Genomic DNA, 22331 nt, shown 5'->3' on the forward strand with positions numbered 1-22331 from the left:
ACGCGACGTTCACGCAAAAAGCGAGAGACGCGATTGCATGCGTCACTTTTTCAGGGCTAACTGATGCGAGCTGCCGGCGAAGCAGTGTCCGCCGGGGGAGGAAACGGATGTCAGCGCAAAGACACAAGACCGGCGCAGCCGGCGAATCTACAATCGACATTGCCGCACTCCGAGCGCGCTATCGCGACGAGCGCGATCGCCGTCTGCGCGCCGAAGGCAAGGCGCAATATGTCGAAGTGACCGGCGAGTTCGGGCGCTATCTCGACGATCCCTGGGCCAATTCCGGATTTGCCCGCGAGGCCGTCAGCGAACAGACCGAGGTGCTGATCGTGGGCGGCGGCTTCGGCGGCCTTCTGTGCGGCGCGCGACTGCGCGAAGCTGGCATCGATGATTTCCGGGTCGTGGAAAAGGCCGCCGATTTCGGCGGCACCTGGTACTGGAATCGCTACCCCGGTGCGGCCTGCGATACCGAGAGCTACATCTACCTGCCGTTGCTGGAAGAGACTGGCTACATGCCGGTGCGCAAATATGCGCGAGCCCCCGAGATCTACGAGCATTCGCGCCGCATCGGCCGTCATTTCGGCCTCTATGAGCGCGCGCTGTTTCAGACCGTCATCACCCACATGGAATGGCGGGAGCAGGAGGCACGCTGGCTGGTCGAGACAGATCGCGGTGATTGCATCCGCGCGCGCTTCGTCATCCTTGCTGGCGGCCCGCTGAGCCGTCCGAAGCTGCCGGGCATTCCCGGTATCGAAAGCTTCAAGGGACACAGCTTCCACACCAGCCGCTGGGATTACGCCTACACCGGCGGCACGGCCGAAGGTGATCTTAGTGGTCTTGGCGACAAACGCGTCGGTATCATCGGCACCGGGGCCACCGCCGTGCAATGTGTGCCGCATCTCGGCCGCTCGGCCAAGGAGCTCTACGTCTTCCAGCGTACGCCGTCGGCGATCGGCGTGCGCGACGACCGCCCGACGGATCAGAGCTGGGCGCAGGGGCTCAGGCCCGGCTGGCAGCGCGAACGCATGGACAATTTCACCGCCGTGATCTCGGGCGAGCCATTCGAACAGGATCTGGTGCAGGACGGCTGGACCGGCCTGCTCGGCGAGATCCTGCTGGCGCCGCGCCGCCAGCCGCAGCCGGTGACTTCGATCGAGGAGGCGCTCAAGGTCATCGAGCAGGCCGATTATCGCAAGATGGAAGAGATCCGAGCGCGCGTCGATGCGATCGTCAAGGATGAGGCGACGGCTTCGGCGTTGAAACCCTGGTACAAGGCATTCTGCAAACGGCCGTGTTTCCACGACGAATATCTCGACACCTTCAATCGTCCCAACGTGCATCTCGTCGACACCAGGGGACAGGGCGTCGAGCGCATCACCGAGAACGCGGTCGTGGTCGACGGCAGGGCTTATGAGCTCGACTGCCTGATCTATGCCAGCGGCTTCGAGGTCGGCACCGACTACGCCCGCCGCATGGGCTTTGAGGTCTACGGCCGTGACGGCGTGAGCCTGTCGGCGCGCTGGCGCGATGGCGTCAAGACGCTGCACGGCTTCTACAGTCGCGGCTTCCCGAATTGCTTCCTGATCGTCATGGTGCAGGCCGGCCAGAGCGCCAACTTCCCGCACATCATCGACGAGCAGTCGCAGCACATCGCCTATGTGATAGCCGAGGCGCGCAAGCGCAAAGCCCGGACGCTGGAGCCGACGCTCGATGCCGAGAACGCCTGGGTCGAGGAGGTGGTCAAAGCTGCGCTCGGCCGCCAGACCTATCTCGCCGAATGCACGCCCGGCTATTACAACAATGAAGGCGTGTTCGATCCGATCGCGGCGAGAAACAGCCAGTATTGGCGCGGGCCGGTGGCATTCCTGCGGCTGCTGGACAAGTGGCGCCAGGAGGGCAATTTGGATGGACTGGAACTGTCGTATGATCACGCCATGGAGTCGGCGCCTTCGTCCGGGTAAGCTCGGGCATTGGATCACCCAGGGAGAGGACGTCGGACATGATCAGGGGCAGAACTGTAGCTGCGGCGGTTTTTGGGGCGATGACGCTGCTCGGCTGCCTGGCGCCCGCCGCCCACGCCGCGCAATGCGGCAGTTCGTCGGCCGGCTTCGAGGCCTGGAAGAGCGAGTTCAGCGCGGAGGCGCAGGGCAAGGGCGTCGGCCAGACTGCGCTCTCGGCGCTGATGCAGACCAATTACGCCAGTGCCACCATCGCGGCCGACCGTGGCCAGCGCAGCTTCTCGCTGACGCTCGACCAGTTCCTCGCCAAGCGCGGCGCCACCACCATCGTTGCCAAGGGTCGCCAGCTCAAGCAGTCGCAAGCCGCCTTGTTCACCTCGATCCAGCAGCGCTATGGCGTCCCGCCGGGGCCGCTGATCGCGATCTGGGGCATGGAGACCGGGTTCGGCAGCCAGCGCGGCAACCAGAACATGCTCTCTTCGATCGCGACGCTCGCCTATGACTGCCGCCGTCCCGAATTCTTCACTGAGCAGCTCTATGCGGCGCTGAAGCTGATCGATCGGGGCACGCTGTCGGGGGCAACCCGCGGCTCGATGCACGGCGAAGTCGGTCAGACCCAGTTCATGCCCAAGAACATCCTGGCCTACGGCACCGGCAATCTCGAAGTTGCCGCCAATGCGCTGAACTCGACGGCGAATTTCCTCAAGGCCCATGGCTGGCGTGCAGGAGCGGGTTACCAGCCGGGCGAGCCGAATTTCGCTGCCATCGAAGCCTGGAATGCCGCCGGCGTTTATCAGAAAGCGATCGCCCTGATGGGACGGCAGATCGACGAGGGCGGAGGTACGGCCGCCTCGCGCTGACCAGAGCCGCGTTTCGAAGGGGCTCAAGCTTCTTGGTTTTGGCGCGTTTGCTTTATGCGAACCGGCATCCACTTCGCTTGAGAACGCTCCTGCTCAGCAAGGCGTGATGCGCCGGCAAGAGAAAGTTGTTGCCAACTGGAACCGACGGCACGAGGTTTGCTTTGATCGAACAGGGCTGGGCATGAGGAGACTCAACATGGCAACCCAGATCGTGATGGACCAGACTGGCGACACGCGCCACGAGTTTGATCCTGGCAATGCCGAAGCGCTGGCGCGAGCCGAGCGGCGCTTTCGGGAGCTGACCGGAGCGGGCTTCACCGCCGCGCTGCGAACCGGACCTGGCGAAGTCACCCGGATCCGATCGTTTCACCCGACCGCGCAGGAAACGCTGTTCTATCCCCGCCTGGTTGGCGGTTGATCTGAGCTGCTCATGATCGCGGCAGTTTGGCTCCGTGGGCCGGCGCGTGCGCGTCTGCATGCGCTCCGCGAACTCTATCGGCGCTTCTTCGGCGAGAACACGCCGGATGCTCGCGGTCGCCGGCTCCTGGCCGAATGGCTGTCACCGGCGCAGCGCGCCCAATTCGAGCAGCACCGGTATTTCGATGTCGTCGGCGGCGATACCGGCAAGACCTATCGCATCCATTATGGCACCGCCGCCAACGTCCATGAGATCGACGAGGCCGGAAATGCGACGATGGGGTGGTGCTTCGTCCCGTCAGGCTTTCTCGTTCCCGGCGACGTGATGCTCGCACAGAAGATCGCGCTCGAAACCGACGAAAGGGGAGCTCTCGCGCTCGCCAACAGGTTTCCGCCAGCGACGCATTCGGAGCACTTCTACCGCCGGCCGTTCTAGGGCGTGGCTATCAGTAATGGGTGGAGCGATAGGCATCCACCGCGTGCGCTGCAAAAACGCCGACGCTGCAAAGCGCGAGCAAGGCTGAGATCAGCTCGATCATAACTCGTCCTCCTGCGGCGGCAGGGAGACGAGGTGCTGACAGCAGGAATAATCCCAGATCAGGTTGAGGAAGAATTGCATGGTGGCCGTCCCTGTATGCTTTTGACAACGAGATAACCGACCATCTGTTTCAGGCGTGTTTCGTCGCATCTGGAAACGGGTTTCTTGGGGAACCCCGGGCTGGTTTGTGCGCTGCGGAGCCGCTACATCCCGCTCTTGCTCAATCCCATTAGCCGCGAGGCGGCGCATCACGTTGCGAGGCGAAATCATGGCGCAGGTCGAGTGGTTCGACGATCTCACCATTGGAATGCAGTTCAAATCCCCCGAAGTTCACGTCACCGAGGCCGACATCAAGCGGTTCGCGGCCGAGTTCGATCCGCAGCCGATGCATCTCGACCACGAAGCCGCCAAGCAGACCCTGTTCAGGGGTCTCGCTGCCTCGGGATGGCACACCGCCGCGATTGCCATGAGCCTCGCGATCCAGACCCGCCCGTTCGGCCCGCATCCGTTGATCGGCGCCGGCGTCGACGGGCTGCGCTGGACCATCCCGGTACGGCCCGATGACCGCCTGCATCTGGTCGGGGAGGTCATGAGCCTGACGCCGTCGAAGTCGAAGCCGCAGGGTATCGCACTGGTGAAATGGACCATGTTCAACCAGAACGGCGAGGAGGTTTACACCTTCACCCCGATCGCGATCGTGCCCCGGCGGGAGTAGGGCAGGGTCGGCGCCCTACGCAACCGCCTGAAGCCCTTGCGGGTCACCGGCAGAGGTGGTCATCTCGGTCCGGGGAACACGCTGGAGGCTGACATGAAACGACCTCTTCTCGCCGCCGGGCTGCTGGCCGGCGCCTTGAGTGCCGTCGCTTTGACCGCAAGACCGGTGCAGGCGCAACAATCCAAGGTCGGCGACTGGACCATCGAAAAGCGTACGCAGGACGCGCATTGCAATGCGAGCCGCGGCTACAAGGACAAGGAAGACGAGAACCGGGACTACGTCATCGTCGTCACCTATTCCGAGAAAGCTATCGTCATCGTCATGATCTATGACGGCTGGGAGTGGGACAAGGTGGGCGAGATCCTCCGGGCCGATGTCGGCACCGATGACGCCGATATCATGAAGAAGGCCAAGTGGGAGGTCATGGACAAGACCACCGTTCGCGGCATCTTCGAATACGATCAGTCCATGATGGACCGGCTGTCCAGGGCCAAGCGTCTCTCGCTCGATTTCGAGGACGATGACGACGACAGCATCGAGATGCAGGTGCCGCGTGCCGGTGAAGCGCTGGCGGCATTGAAATTCTGCGAGGAGAATCGCAAGTAAATTGCCGGAGCCGAATGCGAGGCCGGCGGGATCGGTGGCGACAGGGTTCTGCGGTGCGCGCGCTGCCTGACGCATCGCACGCGTGACTCATCGCATACAGTCCGCGCGCTGTTCGCATTTATCCTAGTCTTTGGCGAAAACGTCCAAGCCGCATCCTGCGGTTGACGTTACGCAAGGACGATGTTCGATATTCCAGCATTTCTTTGCAACGTTTTCTCCCCGTCGAAGGCGGCCATTGAACGGCCCGTCTCCTTCGCCAGTCCCCGGATCGCGATCTTTCTCGCGCGCCCGAGCCATACGCAGATTGCGTCGTCCGGCCGATGACAATCCTCCACGCAAATCGATTCTCGTCCCTTGTCGGCGAGATCTACGACGCCGCGGTCGATCCCGCGCTGCGCAGCGGGGTGCTGGAACAGGTTTCGCATTTCGTCGGCGGATGTGCCGCGACCATCCTGTCCAGGGACAGAGCCAGGCTCTCGATCGAGATCCACGAGCATTTTGGCACCGAATCCCGCTTCCGCCAGCTTTATCGCGACCGATATGTGGAGCTGGACCCTCTGCTCGATCGCCATTTTACGCTCGTGGCGGAGCAGACGATCGGCGTAGCCGACATCATGCCTCAGGCGGATTTCCTGGCAACGAGCTTCTATCGCGAGTGGGTGGAACCGCAAGGAGCGATAGACCTTGCAACCGTTGCACTCGAGAAGTCGGACACGCGCACCACAATCCTGCAGGTGTTGCGCCACCGGTCGCGCGGAATGGTTGACGAGCCGATGCGTGAGCGCATGCGGCTGCTGGCGCCGCACCTTCAGCGCTCCAGGATCATGGGCCGACAGATCAGGGCACGCTCGCATACCGTGGACGACCTTGCCGAGGTCTTGGATGGGCTGAGCACGGCGATCTGCCTGCTCGACGCAGATGGTCGGGTCGTCCATGCCAACGCAGCATGCCGCGGGCTGTTCGCCGATGCCAGCCTGCTCGCAATGGTCGGCGACCGGATCGTGGCCCGCAACACCCAGACCGACAAAATATTCCGCGGCCTGAGCGAAATCGATGCAGGCAACGAAACTCGTTCCGCCGCCCGCCGTCAGATCGAGCTTGCGACATCAGTCGATGGACAGCATTATCTGCTCCACGCCTTTCCCTTGAAGCGCTATCGCACTCCATCGCGAGATGCTGCAGCCACGGTGCTGTTCGTTCAGAAGGCATCGGCGGCGACATGGCTCGCGGCTGATGCGATTGCGGCGGCCTTCAGGCTGACACCGTCCGAACTGCGTGTTTTAATGGCCATTATCGAGATTGGCGGTGTCCCCGACATTGCGGCAAAGCTCGGCATCGCCGAGACGACGGTGAAGACGCATCTCGGGCGCCTGTTCGAGAAGACCGGCGCCGGCAGGCAGGCCGACCTAGTCAAGATCGCCACCGGCTTTGCCGTTCCATTCGCGCATCGAACGAATGGCGGTGACGACGCCGTGTGATCCATTTCACAAGGCTCGCCGATACGTGCCGCGATCTCAATGCATTGTGATGAGCCGAGCTCCCGTGTCCTCCGAATGCAGGACGCGAGTCATTTGATACTTTCGTATATCGCGATCCAGAAAAGTGAAGAGCAGCAAGCGCCACGAAGAGATGCGACGACGGCGTCAAACGCGAGTGTGAGGAAACGACAGCGCACGGCCGGACCTGCTCGTCGGTTGGAGGATTGCAGTGAGCCAGTTTGATTTTTCCATTATTAATGTTTCGACGAACGAAATTCCCGAAAACGAGCGTATCCCGCTGCTTCGCGATTTCTACTGCCGCGGGGTGTTGAAGGCGGAGGTCGAGGCGAGAGAAGGAAAGCCGGCTACGGCGAGCTTCACGTCCCACGTCTTGCCGGAAGCCCAATTGCTGATCGGAGGATTGTGCGGAGCGCGCGTCAGTCGCACCAAACACCTGGTTGCCGATGGCGACGACAGCCTGGCCCTGATCGTGAATCGATCTGGCGTACTTGGAATATCCGAGCGGGGACACGATCTGAGCCTTCGTGCAGGGGAGGCGGTCCTGACCAGCGCGGAGGACGTCACGACGTTCGAGCGATTGTCGCTGGGTAGCTGCTTCTCCCTACGCGTGCCGAGACGCGTGCTGGCGCCGATGATCGTGGATGTCGATGACGCCGTAATGCGTGTCATGCCGGAGAGCTCGACAGGACTTCGATTGCTGGTCAACTATGCGGAGACACTGGTGCGGGAGAAGGCGTTCGCGACGCCAAATTTGCGCCAGCTCGGGGTCGGGCATCTGCACGATCTTCTGGCAATCGTTCTCGGTGCCACCAACGAGCCCCGGGAGCTGGCCGGGCGGCGCGGCGTGAAGGCGGCACGGCTGCAGAAGGCCAAAGTCTCCATCGCCAACAATTGCTGGCGGCAGGACCTGTCGGTGGCCACAGTCGCCCAGGAGCTCGGCGTGACGCCGCGTTATCTCCAGCGCCTGTTCGAGGCCGACGGCAAGACGTTCTCGTCCTTCGTGATCGAACAACGCGTCAAGCGCGCCCATCGCATGTTGCGGGAACCCGGATACGCCGAGCGGACGGTCAGCTCGATCGCCTACGATGTCGGCTTCGGCGATCTCTCCTATTTTAACCGCTGCTTCCGTCGAACTTATGGCGCCACGCCCAGTGACGTCAGGAGCGGCGAAATGTCGTGACCGCGCACGACTGAGTTTCAAGTCAAATGCCGCTTGGAGACGGCAGGGGCGGGCGTGCGCCGCCCCCAGTTGGAGTGTTGCATGCGCCGTTTTTTCTTTGATCTTATGATCGGCAATATCGTGAAGATCGATCCGGGCGGCATGGTGTTCGAATGTCCCGAAGCGACATTCGTGGTGGCCAACGAGATGGCAAGCCACCTGTTCGTCTGGCGCGACGATTTGCGCGACCGCGATGCCTGCATCCGGGTCAGAAACGCCGACGGGCGCGAGATCTATCGCGCCGCGGTCTGGTCGGAGAATCTGGAGAAGGTCGGCTGGGACGAGATGTGAGCATCCCGGTGCGGTATCGCGACTCTGCATCAGTAGCACCCGAAACGAATATCCGCTCGTTACCGGCCGACGCCTCATCCGATCGGAGGATGCCGCATGCTGTGGTTGTGGTATGCTTGGTGATATTGATCACCCAGGCCATTTATAGCCATGCACGGACCACGGAAACTGCCCGACCTGGTCGAGGCCATCTACGATGCCGGGCTCGATCCCTCGCTGTGGAATAACGTCGTCACCGGCATCCGCGACTTCGTCGGCGGCCAGGCCTGCGGGCTGTTTTCCAAGGACTCGATCAGCAAATTCGGCGTCACGCACTATTATTGCGGGGCGGACCCGCACTACATCCGGCTCTATTCCGAGACGCATTCGAAGTTCGATCCGCTGACGGTCCTGCCGCCGCATGGCCAGATCGTCAGCATCCCGGATCTCGTCAATTTCGATGAATATCGGCGAGCACGCTTTTACCAGGAATGGATGCGGCCGCAGGGTTGCAGCGATGCGGCTAACGTCGTGCTCGAGAATTCGAATGCGAGCTGCCCCGTGATGATGACGGTGCTGTCGGGCCGCCGGATGGTGGATCCGGTGATGAAGCAGCGCCTCTCGCTGATCTTGCCGCACGCCAGCCGAGCGTTGCTGATCAACCGCGCCATGACCTCGCAACTGACGCTGGCGACGGCGTTGGCGGAGGTCCTGGACAATTTGGCCTGTGGCATCTTCCTGCTCGATGGCTTCTGCCGGGTGGTGCACGCGAATTCCGCAGGGCACGCCTTGCTTGCGGCCGACGATCTGGTTCGGTCCGTTGCCGGGCAATTGGTGACCAGCAGTGCGGAGGCCAATCAGACACTGTGGGAAGCGTTCGCGACCCGCCATGAAATTGCGCTGCTTGCCGCAAAGGGGCATGCGTTTTCGCTGCTTTCGCCTTCGGGCGAGCGCTACGTCGCGCACATCCTGCCGCTGTCGTCCGTCCTGCGGGACGGCAGCGAGCGGGTGGTCGATGCCGTCGGTGCGCTGCTGCTGCGTAAGGTATCGCTCGGCGGACAGTCCTATGGCGAATTGATCGCGCGGACATTCGACCTTACGCCGGCCGAGCTGCGCGTGTTCCTGTCGATCGTCGAGGTTGGCGGCGTCCCGGAGACGGCGGTCGCGCTTGGTATCGCGGAAACGACGGCGAAGACGCATCTGCATCGCGTGTTCGCCAAGACGGGCGTTTCGCGTCAGGCCGATCTCGTTAAGCTCGCGGCAGGATTCTCCAATCCGCTTGTGAATTAGACTGTTGAATTTTGCCTTCACGATTGAACCTTTCGCTCCCGCGAAAGACTCACGGAAGCCGCCAGGCATGAAGAACATTTCGCCATCTCCATGTGTCACCATTGGCTCTTCCGATGCCCCGACCTCCAAAACCGTCCGAGTTGATCGAGACTATCTATGACGCGGGTCTCCACCCGGAGTTGTGGAGCGAGGTCGTTGTCAAACTCAATGCCTTCATTGGCAGCCAAGCCTGTGGTCTGATTTCGAAGGACCCGGTCAGCAAATCAGGCGCGACGCATTATTATTGCGGGGTCGATCCGTACTACATTCAGCTCTATGCGGAGACCTACTCCCGATACGACCCGCTTGCTCGGCTTCCGCGCTATGGCGAGGTGCGCAATATCCCTGATCTCGTGGATTTCGACGAATACCGCCGCGGCCGCTTCTACCAGGAATGGCTGCGCCCCCAGGGCTGCGTCGACGTCGCCAACGTGGTGCTGGAGCAGTCGAAGTCGCCGTGTCCGATGCTAATGACCGTGATCCCGGGCAGGGAGATGCTCGGCGCGGAACAGCGGGCGCGAATGCAGTTCCTGGCTCCGCATGCGAGCCGGGCGCTGTTGATCAACCGGGCGATCGAGCGGAAGCAGCAGCGCGCGGTCGCGCTTGCCGACGTCGTGGACCGACTGAATGCCGGTGTCATCCTGCTCGATTCGACCTGTCATATCATCCACAGCAATCCGGCCGCGGCGACGATCCTAGACGTCGACGATGTCCTGCGGTCTGTCTCGGGCAGGTTGGTGGCAAGATCTTCCGCTGCTAATTCAGCCTTGCGCGATATTTTCCGTGACACCAGCGAGGTCGCGTTGGCGGCATCTTCGGGACGGAAAATTCCGTTGATGTCGCATGACGGTTCCTACTACGTCGCGCAAATCATCGCGCTGCCATCATTGCTGCGCGACGGGGTGGCCGAGTGCAGTTCGGCAGTGGGAGCCCTGTTCATCTGGAAAGCGGAACTCGACGGCCGCTCGTGTGCCGGGCTCATTGACCGCACCTTCGAGCTCACGCCTGCCGAACTGAGGGTCTTGCAGTCAATCGTCGATGTCGGCGGCGTGCCGGAGACGGCGGTTGCGCTCGGTATCGCCGAGACGACGGTGAAGACGCATCTGCATCGCGTGTTCGCCAAGACCGGCGTTTCTCGTCAGGCCGATCTCGTCAGGCTCGCAGCTGGATTTTCCAATCCGCTCGTGCACTGAGACGCGTTCAAAAACGCAGGCGAGTCGCCGTAGCTCGCAATAGGTTCAATCACAAGCATCATTAGAAAGTTATCGCACGTCGTTCGATCGAATGACGCGATTTTCCGCGTTGTCTTCTACTAGACGTCACACGATCTGTTGTTCGACCTACCAGACATTGTTGTGAAGCAACTCACTGCGAGCGGAAACGAATTCCGTCAATCTCTCGTGCAGGTTGAGAGGAGATTGTCATGCGGACGGCGTCACCAGTTTCTGACAGGAAGATTCCGCGATATCGTCGCCCGCATGGGCGCGGTACTCCGCGCGCAGCGGGAAATCGACGCGGAGCGCGTGTTGCGGCGCTATCGCCACCTGCTGGACCAGCCGCACGAAGCGCCGTGTTTGAATGAAATTATTCCCGTTTCCCGTGAAGAGGATATCTTTGAAAATGCCAACGGAGTTGATCCGCGCGAGCGCACGAGCGACCACCCCAAATTCGAACGTGCGTAACGCCAGCATCGTCGCAATCGCGCTGACGGCAGCGCTCGTCGCTCTCGAACTGGTCGGCCTCGCGATGCTGGAGCGATCTCATGCTTACGCGCAGCCGTCGGTTCCACTCGTGCCGACCGTTTGCACCGAGAGCACCGATGTCCCCGTCTCGCAAATTCCCTACGATTGATCGGAGGGCAAATTGTGCCTGATGTCACGACTCTGATGCTGCTCAGCGTTGCCGTGTTCGCCGGCGCCTTTGTCTCCGGACTCTCGGGATTTGCCTTTTCCGCGGTAGCGGGCGCCATCCTGCTCCGGGTGTTTCAGCCGCTCGAAGCCGTACCGCTGATGATGGCGTGCAGCATCGGCGTGCAGGCCACCAATCTGTGGTCGCTTCGGCGCAATATCCGCTGGGAAGGCAGTCTGCTGCTGATCGTCGGCGGCTTGATCGGCGTTCCCATCGCGGTGTCGCTGCTCCAGAGCACCGATACGCATCTGCTCCGGCGCGGCTTCGGCATTATCGTTGCGCTCTATGCGGCCTACATGCTGCTGCGGCCGACGCTGGTGACGGCCGGCGAGGCGGTCGGGCGGCACTGGGTCGCGTTGATCGGGTTCGGTGGAGGACTGGTCGGCGGACTGACCGCGATGCCGGGCGCGATCCCGACGATCTGGTGCGACATGCGCGGCATGCCCAAGAGCGAGCAGCGCGGCCTGGTGCAGCCGTTCATCGCCGCGATGCAGCTGTTCGCGATCGCGCTGCTGTTCGGACATCAGGATCTGTCGTCAAAGGTCTTCGTCGATCTCGCGGTTAGCCTGCCGGCGCTGTTCGCAGGCTCCGCGCTGGGCGTGATCGCGTTCCACAGGGTCAACGAGACGGTCTTTCGCAAGACCGTGCTCGTTTTGTTGTTGCTGTCGGGGATTTCCCTGATCTAGTGCCCGACGGGTTGCACCGGCGCCGCGCTGGTGTCGCTGCCGTGATGCGTCAGCGGCTTCATGCCAGTGACGGTCCGCAGCAGCACATAGAACACCGGCGTCAGGAACAGGCCGAATACGGTGACGCCGATCATGCCGGAGAACACGGCGACGCCCATGGCGCGCCGCATCTCCGAGCCGGCCCCGGTCGAGAGCACCAGCGGCAGCACGCCCATGATGAACGCCATCGACGTCATCAGGATCGGGCGCAACCGCAGCCGGCTCGCCTCGATTGCGGCCCGGATCGGGGTGCGGCCTGCGAATTCGAGCTCGCGCGCGAATTCGACGATCAGGATCGCGTTCTTGGCCGAGAGTCCCACCAGCACGATCAAGCCGATCTGGGTGAAGACGTTGTTGTCGCCCTTGGAGATCCAGACACCGAACATAGCAGCCAGCAGACCCATCGGCACGATCATGATGATCGAGAGCGGCAAGGTCAGGCTCTCATAGAGCGCGGCCAGCACCAGGAACACCAGGAGGATCGCCAGCGGAAACACCCACAGTCCGGAATTGCCGGCGATGAACTCCTGATAGGTCAGGTCGGTCCATTCGAAGGCAAAGCCGGGCGGCAGCGTCTCCGCCGCGATCCGCGTCGCGACCTCCTGCGCCTGTCCGGAGGAGAAGCCGGGAGCAGCCGCCGCGTTGATATCGGAGGACAGGAAGCCGTTGTAGCGGATCGCCCGCTCGGGTCCCGCGCTCTGGCGAACGCTCAAGAGCGCCGAGAGCGGCACCATGTCGCCCGAGGACGAGCGCACCTTCAACTGCCGGATGTCGTCGGCGCGGGCGCGGAACGGCGCGTCGGCCTGCACCCGGACCGAATAGGTGCGGCCAAACTTGTTGAAGTCGTTGACGTAGTAGGAGCCCAGGTAAATCTGCAGCGTGTTGAACACCTCCGTCACGGGCACGCCCAATTGGAGCGCCTTGGTGCGATCGATGTCGGCGAACAGCTGGGGCACGTTGACCTGGAAGCTCGAGAACACGCCGGCGATCTCCGGCGCCTTCTGCATCGCCGCCATGAACGCCTTGGTCGCCTCGTTCAGCGCCTCATAACCGAGACCGGCACGGTCCTCGATCTGCAGCTTGAAGCCGCCGATGGTGCCAAGGCCGTTGACCGGCGGCGGCGGGAACATGGCGATGAAGGCTTCCTGGATGCCGGCATATTTCTTGTTCAGCTCGGCCGCCAGCGCGGGGCCGCTGAGAGAAGGATCCTTGCGCTCGTCGAACGGCTTGAGCGTGGAGAACACGATGCCGGCATTGGAGGAGTTGGTGAAGCCGGCGATCGACAGGCCCGGAAAGGCGACCGAACTCTCGACACCTGGCTGGGTCAGCGCGATGTCGCTCATCTTGCGGATCACCTCTTCAGTGCGATCGAGCGCTGCGCCGTCGGGCAGCCGCGAGAAGCCGACCAGATACTGTTTGTCCTGGCCCGGCACGAAGCCGCTCGGCACCTGCTGGAACAGAAGCGCGGTCACGCCGATCAACACCACATACAGTCCCATCACTGCGGCCTTGCCTGATATCACCTTGGTGACGGTGCCGCTGTAATTCTCCGACGAGCGTGTGAACACCTTGTTGAAGCCACGGAAGAACCAGCCAAGGCCCTTTTCCATGATGATCGTCAGCCGGTCCTTCGGCTCATTGTGTCCCTTGAGCAGCAGCGCCGACAACGCAGGCGACAGCGTCAGCGAATTGATGGCGGAGATCACGGTCGAGATCGCGATCGTCAGCGCGAACTGCTTGTAGAACTGCCCGGTGAGGCCGGAGATGAAGGCGAGCGGCACGAACACCGCGATCAGCACCATCGCAATCGCGATGATCGGCCCCGACACTTCGCGCATCGCCTGGTAGGTGGCGTCGCGCGGCGACAGCCCTCCCTCGATGTTGCGTTCGACGTTCTCGACTACGACGATGGCGTCGTCGACGACGATGCCGATTGCGAGCACGAGCCCGAACAGGCTGAGCGCGTTGATCGAGAAGCCGAACACGTGCATGACCGCGAATGTGCCGACGATCGACACGGGCACCGCCAGCAGCGGAATGATCGAGGCGCGCCAGGTCTGCAGGAACAGGATCACCACCAGCACCACCAGCGCGATCGCCTCCAGCAGCGTGTGAATGACGGCCTCGATCGAGGAGCGCACGAACTGGGTGGGATCGTAAACGATCTGGTAGGACACGCCTTCCGGCATATTCTTCTTGATCTCGGCCATGGTGGCACGGACATGATCGGAGATCTCCAGCGCGTTGGAGCCGGGCGCCTGGAAGATCGGAATCGCCACTGCCTGCTTGTTGTCGAGTAGCGAGCGCAGGCCGTATTCGGACGCGCCGAGCTCGATGCGGGCGACGTCGCGCAAGCGCACGACTTCGCCACGCGTACCGGTCTTGACCACGATGTCGCCGAATTGCTCTTCGTTCGCAAGCCGCCCTTCCGCGTTGACGGACAGCTGCAGGTCGATGCCCTTGACATTCGGGGAGGAGCCGACCACGCCGGCAGCGGCCTCGACGTTCTGCGCCTGGATCGCCTTGACGATGTCGCTTGCGGTGAGCCCGTGTTCGGCAGCCTTCTGCGGATCGACCCAGACCCGCATCGAATAGTCGCCGGCGCCATAGAGCTGGACGTCGCCGACGCCGTCGATCCGTGCAAGACGGTCCTTGACATTGAGCACGGCGTAATTGCGCAAATACGTCATGTCGTAGCGGCCGGTGGGCGACAACAGATGCACGACCATGGTGAGGTCGGGCGACGACTTCTTGGTGATGATGCCGAGCTGCCGCACGACGGCGGGCAGGCGCGGCTCGGCCTGCTGCACACGGTTCTGCACCAGCTGCGTCGCCTTGTCAGGATCGGTGCCGAGCCGGAATGTCACCGTCAGCGTCATCGCGCCATCGGTGGTCGCCTGGCTTGACATGTACAGCATGCCTTCGACGCCGTTGATCTGCTCTTCGATGAAGGTCGCCACCGTCTCGGCGATCACCTTGGGATTGGCCCCGGGATAGGTCGCGCGCACGAGGACGGAGGGCGGCACGACATCGGGATATTCCGAGATCGGCATCGCGAACAGCGAGATCAGGCCGGCGAGGAAGATCAGGACCGAGAGCACACCGGCAAAAATCGGACGATCGATGAAGAACTTCGAGAGATTCATGGCTTTGCCCCTGCGCGAGAGACGACCCTCCCGCCGTTCCCGGGCGCGGGAAAAGCCCGCAAATCCGGAAATCCAGAAGTGATGTCTTGGTAGTTCAACAAATTCGACATTCCGGCTCGCGCTGCCCGCGCGCTCCGGAAGCGGAGAATGCTAGCGTTGCACCACGTCCTGTTTGCTGTGGTTGGAGGCCTGCTGCGGCCCGCGCGCGCCCATCGACGCGATCTCCGTCTTGAGCAGGGCGCCGGGACGCACGCGCTGGAGGCCGTTGACGATAATGCGATCGCCGGTCTTCAGTCCCGTCGTCACGATACGCAACCCGTCGACCGAGCCGCCGAGGGTGATCGGCCGGTAGACCGCGCGGCTGTCGTCGCCGACCGCCATCACGAACTTCTTGTCCTGGTCGGTACCGATCGCGCGCTCGTCGATCATGACCAGCGATTGCTGCTTGGGCTGGCCCATGCGCACGCGGGCGAACTGGCCGGGGATGAGACGCCCGTCCTCGTTTCTGAACACCGCGCGGACACGGATGGTGCCGCTCTGGCCGTTGACCTGGTTGTCGATGAGCTGGATGTGGCCCTTGGCCGAGAGGCCGCCTGAGGTCGTCATCTCCACCGGGATCTGGTCCAAATTGCCGCGCTTGCCGGAGACATCTGCGATCGAGTTCAGCGCCCGCAGCACCACCTCCTCATCCGCATCGAACGACGCGTAGATCGGATTGACCGAGACCAGCGAGGTCAGCACGGGGGAGGCGGTGCCGGCGGCGACGAGATTGCCGACGGTGATTTCGATCTTGCCGACGCGGCCGTCCACGGGTGCACGTACCTCGGTGTAGTCGAGATTAAGCTTTGCGGTCTGGAGCGTCGCCTCGGCTGCCTTCACGTTGGCGATGGCCTCGCGGTTGGCGTTGTCGCGCTGGTCGTAGTCGCGCCGCGTCACCACGGCGTTGCCGACCAGCTGCGCGCCGCGCTCAAGTTCATTCTGCGTGAACACGACGCGCGCTTTCGCAGCTTCGAGCTGGGCCGCGGCCTTGTCGACCTCGGCTGCGTAGGGCGCCGGGTCGATCTTGAACAGGATGTCACCAGCCTTCACCAGCGCGCCTTCGATGAAGTTGGCCGACAGGATCGCGCCGGCCACGCGCGGGCGAAGCTCGACGCGTTGAATGGCCTCGAGCCGACCGGAGAAATCGTCCCACAGCACGGTCTGCTTTGGTTCGATCAGCGCGACCGTGACAGGGACGGCTTGCTCGGCCGCGGCGGTCGCGGTCGCCTGCGCGGAACGAAAGTAATGGCCGGTCGCGATCGAGCCGGCTACGGCGAGAGCGCCCACGATGGCGACGCCGCCCAGAAGGCGGCGGACATGGCCGGGGCGAGAGGTCTTTTGGGAGGGGGGCATTTGCGCTCCAGATATGTAGTGTTCACTACAGATGTGGAGCTGGATACCGCAGCGCAAGATACTTATGTACCATTCGCTAAGAAAATTGTAGCGGTTTACCGCAAGAATTGGCAAGTGGAAGAGAAAATAAAGCGAGAACAAAGAGATAGGATCCGGCGTTAGGGTCAGGGACGACGCCGATTTCGAGGAGAACAGGCACATGGGCATGGGACGCCCCCGCGAATTCGACGCCGAAACGGCGTTGGACCAGGCGATGGAAGTGTTTTGGCGCCATGGCTATGAGGGTGCCACGATCGCTCAGTTGACCGAAGCCATGGGGATCAATCCGCCCAGCCTCTATGCCTGTTTCGGCAACAAGGAAGGGCTGCTGAAGGCCGCGCTCGACCGCTATACCAAACTGCGCACCGTCTGGATGGACGAGGTCGTGGCAGCGCCGACTGCCCGCGACGTCGCCGAACGGATGCTGATGGGCATCGCCGACAAGCAGACCGATCCCGCCAACCCGCCCGGTTGCCTGCTCGTGCAGGGCGGCATTGCATGCGGCACCGGATCAGAAAGCGTCCCCTTCGAACTCGCCGCTCGGCGCGCCCAGAACGAGGACCAGCTTCGCGATCGTTTTGTTCGCGCCAAGGCCGAAGGCGATCTCAAGCCGACCTCGGATCCCGCGGCACTCGCGCGCTACGTTTCGGCCGTCTCCGTCGGCATGGGCGTGATGGCGTCCTCAGGCTCCGACCGCGAGGCATTGCAGCAGGTCGCGAGCGTGGCGGTGCAGGCGGTCGAGGCGCAGTCGACTGCAAGAACCTGACGATCGTTGGGGGTCTTCGCCTCTCATCTCTCCGATTGCGTGGCAGACAGCGACGGCGGCGGGACGAAGCCGCCGAACGCGCGTTCGATCAGTCCAGCGAGCGCAATCGGTGTGCGGTCCTCGAGATAAGGCCCGATGATCTGGACGCCGATCGGCAGGCCCGATGGCGTGCGCTCGATCGGAACGGCCGTTGCAGGCAGTCCGCAGGTCGAAGCGGGGTCTGCCCAGATGAAGCACGCATCGGCATAGGGATAGAGCTGTCCATCGATATCGAGTTGCCGCGCGTCGAACGGCTCGGACTGGTCCTGGGGAAAGGCCGGTACGGCTGCGGCCGGGTAGATTACTGCGTCGAACTCGCGGAACAGCTCCTGCCATCGTTGTTGCAGCCGCAGGCGCGCCGCGTCGGTCGCCAGCCATTCGCGATGGACCATCGCCCAGCCGCGCGCGCGCTCGGCCTGCAGGCTGCGGTCGTCGGGCGAGAGTTCTGCGGCAACTCCTTGCGCCTCTGCGAGGGCGGCCGGTGTCAGGCGTGGACTTCGCGCTGCGTTCAACAGCTTCATATAAAGGCGGGCGGATTCGGCGAGATCAGGCAGAGACGCACTCGAGCGCGCGACGCGTGCGCCTGATCGTTCGAGCCGTTCCGACAACCGCCCGATGGCGGAACGCACGGCATCGCCTGTCGGCATCAACGGATGCGTATCGATCACGAGAATCCTGAAACCCCTGAACTGGTCGTGTCGTGAGGCCGGCAACGCAAGACGATAGCCGATCCCGTCGCGCGTCTCGTCGGGGCCGGCGATCACGTCGAGCGCGAGTGCGAGATCCGAGGCAGTGCGCGTCATTGGTCCAACGACGGCGAGATCACCCTGGCCGGCAACGGGCGGTGCCGGCGGAAGGCTGTATCCGCGTAGCGGGACGAGGCCGAGGCTCGGCTTGTGTCCGAACACACCGCAGAAATGCGCGGGCACCCGGATCGAGCCGCCAATATCCGAGCCGATCGACAGCGGTCCGAATCCCGCAGCCAGCGCCGCTCCTGATCCGCCTGAAGAGCCGCCGGGCGATCGGCCGAGATCCCACGGATTGTTCGTCGTACCGTAGATGTCATTGTAGCTCTGGAAATCTCTGAGGCCGATCGGGATATTGGTCTTGCCGATGATGACAGCACCCGCCGCCTTCAACCGCGAGACGACAAGGGCGTCCTCCGCGGGTTGGAAATCTTTGAAATGCGGAAAGCCCCACGTCGTCGGCAGGCCAGCGACGTTGAACGGTTCTTTCAACGTCACGGGGATGCCGAGCAATGGCTGCCGCTCGCCGCGACCAAGTGCGGTATCGGCGGCGCGCGCGGCGTCTCGTGCGCGATCGAAATCGCGAACGATGACGGCATTGATCTGCCCGTCCAGCGCCTCGATGCGCGCGATCGTATGCTCGATCAACTCGGACGCAGAAAGCTTGCGCGCGTGCAGGGCGCTCAGCAATGTGCTGATCGAGCCGTAGTCCCAGTCAGTGGCGGTCAATCCGGGCGGCATCACGATCTCCATTGTCTTGCATCGCCGCGTCGATGTCGCTCGGCTGCAAATCGATCCGAGTATCGAGCATGCAATTTGGCGGATGGTATGAGGAGGCCACGCAACGGGAACCAGATCTGTCCGCGGGTCGGGGGCCGGAGGCGGCGCCTGGCCATCAGATCGCGGGATACCCACTGCTTGCCGCGGTCTATGCGCGATCGAGGGCTCTGTACGGGCTGCTGCTCACGTGGCATTGGGGGCGGCGAAGCCTGGATACTGACGACCATGTTCGCCCTGACATTCCTTGGGACCTCCGCCAGCGTTCCGTCGGCGGAGCGCAACCATCCGGCTCTCCTGGTGGAGGCCACGGGCAAGCGCGTCCTCATCGATTGCGGCGAGGGCACGCAGCGCCAGTTGCTGCGCAGCGGCGCGGGCTTTCGACGGCTTGACCGCATTCTGCTGACGCATGCCCATCTCGATCACGTGCTCGGTATCCCCGGTCTCTTCTCGACGCTGGGGTTGCGTCAGCAATCGGACGCGATGACCGTCTATGGAGGCCAGGGCACGCTCGACATCGTCATCCGCATGCTTGCCGGCCTGTGGGGCGCGGGCAGGGCGCCGATCCCGGTGGAGTTCGCACCGCTGACCGAAGGACAGGTTATCGACGCCGGCGACTTCACCATCGATTGCTTTCCGGTTCGTCACCGCGACACCGACAGCTTTGGTTTTTGCTTCCAGAGTCCGGCACGCCGCCATCTTGAGCGGGAGCGCCTCGCCGAGCTCGGTGTTCCCGATGGGCCGCTGCGCGGAGAACTGGCCGCGGCACGACCAGTCGTGATCGCCGGCCGCACGATCTATCCCGAAGACGTCATGGGGCCGCCGAGCGGCGGCAGGAAGATTGTGGTCATCGGCGACACCGAAACCACTGACGGGCTGTCCAGGCATGTCGCCGACGCCGATCTGCTGGTGATCGAGGCGACCTTCCTCGATCGCGACGCCGCGACCGCCCGGGACTATGGTCATCTCACCGCGCGCGAGGCGGCTTCATTTGCCGCCGCGAACAACGTCAGGCAACTCGTGCTGAATCACATGTCGGGGCGTTATCGCGACGAAGAGATTCTGGCCGAAGCGACAGCGATTTTTCCAAACACGCGGATCGCCGCCGACTTCGATCGCGTCGTGATTTAGCGGCACCGCTCAAAGAGAGCGCAATCTCTGACGGTCTGTTTGTGAGCTGCTTAACCTGCGGTGGCTGGGGAACTAGGATTCGAACCTAGACAAACAGAGTCAGAGTCTGTTGTGCTACCGTTACACCATTCCCCAACGGAATAGCCGAACAAATTCAATGACTTGTTGATTTGTCCGGCTGTGGCCGATGGCACTTATCGCGCAAATCACGGCTCAAGCGTGGAGGGTTTCTACCCGCTCGGCTGTGGGCTGGCAAGCGCTGCGACGCAGGGATGTTTTGCGGTCCACATGGGACGTGCGGGCCGCGGCATCATGGGCTCCGGCGGAGCGCCGCGGCGGTGCGCGACCGTTTGCCTCATCCGAAAATCACGTTTCCTGGTCGGATCGTCACGCACCGCATCGTCCTTCGGACACACAACCCAAGGAGATCCGTGATGCCCTATGTCGATGGTTTCGTGCTGGCCGTGCCGAAGGACAACATCGAGGCTTACAAGGCGCTGGCGAAAACGGCCTGCGCGATCTGGATGGAGCACGGTGCGCTCGATTATGTCGAATGCATCGGCGACGACGTGCCCTACGGCGAGCTGACTTCGTTTCCGCGCGCGGTGATGGCGAAGGAGGACGAGATCGTGGTGTTCGCCTGGATCGTCTATCGCGACCGGGAGACTCGCGACACCGTCAACAAGAAGGTGATGGCGGACCCGCGGCTGAAGTTGGATGGTATGCCGTTCGACGGCAAGCGCATGATCTACGGCGGCTTCACGACGCTGCTGCGGGCGAGCGACGTGATGGGGTAAGGGCGCTGACCCGGCCCACACGTCGGTGCTTGTCCATGCAGCGTCGTGGCAAGCCGTTTTACTTGCCGGTACGGGGCCAGCATGCCATCCTCTCATCGCCAGGCATAAACAACCGGAAGCGGGCGCTTAGCCGAGCTTCCAAAAAAACTGGTTGGGGAAACCCTTGGGAGGTTTGATTTCATGAGATTGAAGCACGTCACCGGGCTGCTTTGCGCGGCCGCGATGTCCCTTGCGCTCGCTTCAGCCGCGCAGGCCCAGGACAAGGTCGTCAAGATCGGCGCGATCCTGCCGATGTCCGGCGGCACCGCCTCGATCGGGGCGCACGCCAAGGCGGCGCTCGAGGTCGCAATGGACATCATCAACAACGCTCATCCCGAGCTCGGCACTCTGCCGCTGGCCAAGAACGCAGGCCTTGCGGGCCTCGGCGGCGCCAAGATCGAGATCGTGTTCGCCGACAACCAGGGCAACCCGGCGACAGGCCAGAACCAGGCGCTGCGCCTGATCACGGAAGACAAGGTAGCCGCCGTGTTCGGCTCGTATCAGTCCGGCGTCACGCTGACCTCGAGCGCCATCGCCGAAAAATACGGCATTCCCTTTCTGAACTCCGAGTCGGTCGCCGCCAATCTCACCGAGCGCGGCTTCAAATGGTTCTTCCGCACCACGCCGATCGCCACCGACTTCGCCAAGGCCTATGTCGATTTCCTCGCCGACATCAAGGCGCAGGGCGCCAAGACCGATGCAATCGCGCTGGTTCACGACAACACCGAATACGGCACCTCGGTCGCCAACACGATCAGCGCCGCCTTCAAGGAGAAGGGCCAAGTCATCGCAGTTGACGTCGCCTATCCCGTCAATGCGACTGACGTTCAGGGCCAGGTGCTCCAGCTCAAGGAGAAGAAGCCCGACGTGATCATCATGATCAGCTACACGTCGGATGCGATCCTGTTCGCCAAGAGTATGCAGTCGCTTGACTACAAGCCGGCGGTTCTTTTGGCCGATGACGCCGGCTATTCCGATCCCTCCTTCATCAAGGCGGTCGGCAAGATATCGCAAGGCGTCTTCAACCGTTCGTCATGGTCGGTGGGGCCGGCCGGCTCACCATCGGCCATCATCGCCGACATGTACAAGAAGAAGAGCGGCGAGGAGATGGACGACACCGTCGGCCGTCAGATGCAGGGCTTCTTCGTGCTGGCCGACGCGATCGACCGCGCCGGCTCGACCGACCCGGCAAAGATCCAGGCCGCGTTGAAGACGACCGATCTGAAGCCCGAGCAATTGATGATGGGTTACAAGGGCGTGAAGTTTGACGACAAGGGCCAGAATATCCTCGCCTCCGGGCTCATCATCCAGCTCCAGGATGGCGAGAACTACACCGCGGTATGGCCGAAGGCCAACGCCGCGAAGGCGCCGGTGCTGCCCTACAAGGGCTGGTGAGATTGAAGGCGGGGCTGCGC

At 62.8% G+C, this 22331-nt stretch carries 21 protein-coding genes and 1 tRNA gene; 18 read left to right on the plus strand and 4 right to left on the minus strand.

Annotated elements, in window-relative coordinates; genetic code table 11:
• Positions 1 to 107 precede the first annotated feature (107 nt).
• The 14 genes from IVB19_RS14860 (at position 108) to IVB19_RS14925 (ending at position 12005) form a co-directional block, all read left to right on the plus strand.
• Positions 108 to 1961, plus strand: a complete 1854-nt coding sequence (locus tag IVB19_RS14860; protein ID WP_018459287.1) for a flavin-containing monooxygenase — start codon at positions 108 to 110, stop codon at positions 1959 to 1961.
• Positions 1962 to 1999: 38 nt separating this feature from the next.
• Positions 2000 to 2818 carry a lytic murein transglycosylase gene (locus IVB19_RS14865; protein WP_026233772.1) on the plus strand — a complete coding sequence of 273 codons (819 nt, stop codon included), beginning with the start codon at positions 2000 to 2002 and terminating at the stop codon, positions 2816 to 2818.
• A 196-nt stretch (positions 2819 to 3014) separates the two neighbouring features.
• Entirely contained in the window at positions 3015 to 3236 is a 222-nt protein-coding gene (locus tag IVB19_RS14870; protein WP_247821555.1) for a hypothetical protein, read from the plus strand.
• A 12-nt stretch (positions 3237 to 3248) separates the two neighbouring features.
• A complete protein-coding gene (locus tag IVB19_RS14875) occupies positions 3249 to 3671 on the plus strand; it encodes a hypothetical protein (protein WP_018459285.1) in 423 nt (140 codons plus the stop codon).
• 370 nt (positions 3672 to 4041) lie between these two features.
• Complete coding sequence (locus IVB19_RS14880) at positions 4042 to 4488, plus strand: MaoC family dehydratase (RefSeq protein ID WP_247297582.1); 447 nt, start codon at positions 4042 to 4044, stop codon at positions 4486 to 4488.
• Between the two features lie 93 nt (positions 4489 to 4581).
• Positions 4582 to 5094 (plus strand): hypothetical protein, encoded by a 513-nt coding sequence (locus IVB19_RS14885; RefSeq protein ID WP_247297580.1) that lies wholly within the window; start codon positions 4582 to 4584, stop codon positions 5092 to 5094.
• 320 nt (positions 5095 to 5414) lie between these two features.
• Positions 5415 to 6572: a helix-turn-helix transcriptional regulator gene (locus IVB19_RS14890; RefSeq protein WP_247297578.1), complete on the plus strand. Its 1158-nt coding sequence runs from the start codon at positions 5415 to 5417 to the stop codon at positions 6570 to 6572.
• A gap of 229 nt (positions 6573 to 6801) precedes the next feature.
• On the plus strand, positions 6802 to 7773 hold the full coding sequence (locus tag IVB19_RS14895; protein WP_018459279.1) for a helix-turn-helix transcriptional regulator: 972 nt from the start codon (positions 6802 to 6804) through the stop codon (positions 7771 to 7773).
• An 81-nt stretch (positions 7774 to 7854) separates the two neighbouring features.
• Positions 7855 to 8103: a DUF6894 family protein gene (locus IVB19_RS14900; RefSeq protein ID WP_204510928.1), complete on the plus strand. Its 249-nt coding sequence runs from the start codon at positions 7855 to 7857 to the stop codon at positions 8101 to 8103.
• A gap of 150 nt (positions 8104 to 8253) precedes the next feature.
• Complete coding sequence (locus IVB19_RS14905; RefSeq protein WP_247821556.1) at positions 8254 to 9372, plus strand: helix-turn-helix transcriptional regulator; 1119 nt, start codon at positions 8254 to 8256, stop codon at positions 9370 to 9372.
• 113 nt (positions 9373 to 9485) lie between these two features.
• Positions 9486 to 10604, plus strand: coding sequence for a helix-turn-helix transcriptional regulator (locus IVB19_RS14910; protein ID WP_247821557.1), 1119 nt, complete (start codon positions 9486 to 9488; stop codon positions 10602 to 10604).
• A 162-nt stretch (positions 10605 to 10766) separates the two neighbouring features.
• Entirely contained in the window at positions 10767 to 11093 is a 327-nt protein-coding gene (locus IVB19_RS14915; protein WP_247821558.1) for a hypothetical protein, read from the plus strand.
• Entirely contained in the window at positions 11086 to 11262 is a 177-nt protein-coding gene (locus IVB19_RS14920; protein WP_231188607.1) for a hypothetical protein, read from the plus strand. The genes IVB19_RS14915 and IVB19_RS14920 overlap by 8 nt, the downstream gene beginning before the upstream one ends.
• 14 nt (positions 11263 to 11276) lie before the next feature.
• A complete protein-coding gene (locus IVB19_RS14925) occupies positions 11277 to 12005 on the plus strand; it encodes a sulfite exporter TauE/SafE family protein (protein ID WP_085352782.1) in 729 nt (242 codons plus the stop codon).
• On the opposite strand, the gene IVB19_RS14930 is transcribed toward IVB19_RS14925, so the two are convergent.
• Together IVB19_RS14930 and IVB19_RS14935 are read right to left on the minus strand one after the other, a co-directional pair.
• Entirely contained in the window at positions 12002 to 15190 is a 3189-nt protein-coding gene (locus IVB19_RS14930) for an efflux RND transporter permease subunit (protein ID WP_247821559.1), read from the minus strand. The two genes, IVB19_RS14925 and IVB19_RS14930, sit on opposite strands and share 4 nt — an antisense overlap.
• A 150-nt stretch (positions 15191 to 15340) precedes the next feature.
• Positions 15341 to 16582 carry an efflux RND transporter periplasmic adaptor subunit gene (locus IVB19_RS14935; RefSeq protein WP_247297576.1) on the minus strand — a complete coding sequence of 414 codons (1242 nt, stop codon included), beginning with the start codon at positions 16580 to 16582 and terminating at the stop codon, positions 15341 to 15343.
• 199 nt (positions 16583 to 16781) lie between these two features.
• Here IVB19_RS14935 and IVB19_RS14940 point away from each other — a divergent pair, with 199 nt between their 5' ends.
• Positions 16782 to 17387 (plus strand): TetR/AcrR family transcriptional regulator, encoded by a 606-nt coding sequence (locus tag IVB19_RS14940; protein WP_018459270.1) that lies wholly within the window; start codon positions 16782 to 16784, stop codon positions 17385 to 17387.
• 23 nt (positions 17388 to 17410) lie between these two features.
• On the opposite strand, the gene IVB19_RS14945 is transcribed toward IVB19_RS14940, so the two are convergent.
• Positions 17411 to 18913, minus strand: coding sequence for an amidase (locus tag IVB19_RS14945; RefSeq protein WP_247369201.1), 1503 nt, complete (start codon positions 18911 to 18913; stop codon positions 17411 to 17413).
• A gap of 264 nt (positions 18914 to 19177) precedes the next feature.
• Here IVB19_RS14945 and rnz point away from each other — a divergent pair, with 264 nt between their 5' ends.
• Positions 19178 to 20080 (plus strand): ribonuclease Z, encoded by a 903-nt coding sequence (gene rnz / locus IVB19_RS14950; protein ID WP_085352786.1) that lies wholly within the window; start codon positions 19178 to 19180, stop codon positions 20078 to 20080.
• A gap of 61 nt (positions 20081 to 20141) precedes the next feature.
• Here the strand turns inward: rnz and IVB19_RS14955 are convergent.
• Positions 20142 to 20215: transfer RNA gene (locus IVB19_RS14955), tRNA-Gln, on the minus strand.
• Positions 20216 to 20514: 299 nt separating this feature from the next.
• On the opposite strand from IVB19_RS14955, the gene IVB19_RS14960 reads away from it, so the two are divergent.
• Both IVB19_RS14960 and IVB19_RS14965 read left to right on the plus strand, forming a co-directional pair.
• Complete coding sequence (locus tag IVB19_RS14960) at positions 20515 to 20877, plus strand: DUF1428 domain-containing protein (RefSeq protein WP_085385621.1); 363 nt, start codon at positions 20515 to 20517, stop codon at positions 20875 to 20877.
• Positions 20878 to 21057: 180 nt separating this feature from the next.
• Entirely contained in the window at positions 21058 to 22311 is a 1254-nt protein-coding gene (locus IVB19_RS14965) for an ABC transporter substrate-binding protein (protein WP_247821560.1), read from the plus strand.
• Positions 22312 to 22331 lie beyond the last annotated feature (20 nt).

Source organism: Bradyrhizobium sp. 187, assembly GCF_023101005.1.
GTDB classification, from domain to species: domain Bacteria; phylum Pseudomonadota; class Alphaproteobacteria; order Rhizobiales; family Xanthobacteraceae; genus Bradyrhizobium; species Bradyrhizobium canariense_D.

Coding starts and splice junctions, on each gene's coding strand:
- IVB19_RS14875 (WP_018459285.1), top strand. CDS start 3,249: ATGATCGCGGCAGTTTGGCTCCGTGGGCCGGCGCGTGCGCGTCTGCAT.
- IVB19_RS14910 (WP_247821557.1), top strand. CDS start 9,486: ATGCCCCGACCTCCAAAACCGTCCGAGTTGATCGAGACTATCTATGAC.
- IVB19_RS14960 (WP_085385621.1), top strand. CDS start 20,515: ATGCCCTATGTCGATGGTTTCGTGCTGGCCGTGCCGAAGGACAACATC.
- IVB19_RS14945 (WP_247369201.1), bottom strand. CDS start 18,913: ATGCCGCCCGGATTGACCGCCACTGACTGGGACTACGGCTCGATCAGC.
- IVB19_RS14880 (WP_247297582.1), top strand. CDS start 4,042: ATGGCGCAGGTCGAGTGGTTCGACGATCTCACCATTGGAATGCAGTTC.
- IVB19_RS14860 (WP_018459287.1), top strand. CDS start 108: ATGTCAGCGCAAAGACACAAGACCGGCGCAGCCGGCGAATCTACAATC.
- IVB19_RS14965 (WP_247821560.1), top strand. CDS start 21,058: ATGAGATTGAAGCACGTCACCGGGCTGCTTTGCGCGGCCGCGATGTCC.
- IVB19_RS14905 (WP_247821556.1), top strand. CDS start 8,254: ATGCACGGACCACGGAAACTGCCCGACCTGGTCGAGGCCATCTACGAT.
- rnz (WP_085352786.1), top strand. CDS start 19,178: ATGTTCGCCCTGACATTCCTTGGGACCTCCGCCAGCGTTCCGTCGGCG.
- IVB19_RS14940 (WP_018459270.1), top strand. CDS start 16,782: ATGGGCATGGGACGCCCCCGCGAATTCGACGCCGAAACGGCGTTGGAC.
- IVB19_RS14930 (WP_247821559.1), bottom strand. CDS start 15,190: ATGAATCTCTCGAAGTTCTTCATCGATCGTCCGATTTTTGCCGGTGTG.
- IVB19_RS14870 (WP_247821555.1), top strand. CDS start 3,015: ATGGCAACCCAGATCGTGATGGACCAGACTGGCGACACGCGCCACGAG.
- IVB19_RS14890 (WP_247297578.1), top strand. CDS start 5,415: ATGACAATCCTCCACGCAAATCGATTCTCGTCCCTTGTCGGCGAGATC.
- IVB19_RS14885 (WP_247297580.1), top strand. CDS start 4,582: ATGAAACGACCTCTTCTCGCCGCCGGGCTGCTGGCCGGCGCCTTGAGT.
- IVB19_RS14865 (WP_026233772.1), top strand. CDS start 2,000: ATGATCAGGGGCAGAACTGTAGCTGCGGCGGTTTTTGGGGCGATGACG.
- IVB19_RS14900 (WP_204510928.1), top strand. CDS start 7,855: ATGCGCCGTTTTTTCTTTGATCTTATGATCGGCAATATCGTGAAGATC.
- IVB19_RS14935 (WP_247297576.1), bottom strand. CDS start 16,582: ATGCCCCCCTCCCAAAAGACCTCTCGCCCCGGCCATGTCCGCCGCCTT.